This window comes from Salinicoccus sp. ID82-1 (assembly GCF_021991715.1).
Classification (GTDB): domain Bacteria; phylum Bacillota; class Bacilli; order Staphylococcales; family Salinicoccaceae; genus Salinicoccus; species Salinicoccus cyprini.
Genome location: NZ_JAGFLY010000012.1, coordinates 1 through 388 on the forward strand (window position 1 = coordinate 1; position 388 = coordinate 388).

Annotated in this window: 1 protein-coding gene; it reads left to right on the plus strand. The window is 45.4% G+C overall.

All coding sequences use genetic code 11. The annotated features are described in order from the left end of the window. Positions 1-378, plus strand: a 378-nt coding sequence (locus tag J4760_RS13215; protein WP_237606045.1) for an IS30 family transposase, incomplete at its 5' end; no start/stop codon positions are given. Positions 379-388 lie beyond the last annotated feature (10 nt).

Consider the following 388-nt stretch of genomic DNA (forward strand, 5'->3'; position numbering starts at 1 on the left):
GGCCGGACGGCACAGGCAATCGAGACTGCCATCAACACATGGTGTACCCGAATACCGAAAAATCTATTTAAATCCATTACCTTCGACTGTGGCAAGGAATTCTCCAACTGGCAATCGATGAGCAATCGAAATGATCTGTCCATCTACTTTGCCGATCCGGGGACACCGTCGCAACGAGGGTTGAATGAACATTCCAATGGCCTGCTCAGAAAGGATGGACTGCCCAAAGACATGAATTTCAACACAGTCGATCAGACTTTTGTCTCATCTGTCGCTGCAAGAAGAAACCACATACCGAGAAAATCATTGAACTACCGGACACCATTGGAAGTCTTTTTGAGTTACATGGATGATCAGCAACTGTCTAGCTTATTTTGACAAACGAAAT